Origin of the sequence: Psychrobacter sp. TB20-MNA-CIBAN-0197 (assembly GCF_040309765.1) — a bacterium.
In the GTDB taxonomy this organism is placed as follows: Bacteria; Pseudomonadota; Gammaproteobacteria; order Pseudomonadales; family Moraxellaceae; genus Psychrobacter; species Psychrobacter submarinus.
Map to the genome: position 1 here is coordinate 1 of NZ_JBEOPC010001187.1, position 246 is coordinate 246.

Sequence of the window (246 nt, forward strand, 5' to 3'; positions counted from 1 at the left end):
GTTCGACACCTGCGGACCAAAGTCGTAGCCGCCGCGCACGTTCCAGGTCACGTAACCCGGGATGTCGCCGTACTGCCCGTCCGCTGTGCCTTCGGTGATGTAGTTGCCGTTGAAGCTGCCATCCGCATTCACACCGGTGCCCGGCGAACGCTGTTTCGATTGGGCGAAGCCATCGATGTTGTACGTCCAGCGGTTGATCTCGTAACGCAATCCGACCGTCGCAACCTGCCGCGAATAGAACGGCAG

The 246-nt window shown here is 61.0% G+C and carries 1 pseudogene; it reads right to left on the minus strand.

From position 1 onward, the window contains the following. A pseudogene (locus AAEY83_RS17695) lies at nucleotides 1-246 on the minus strand (TonB-dependent siderophore receptor); the annotation flags it as partial.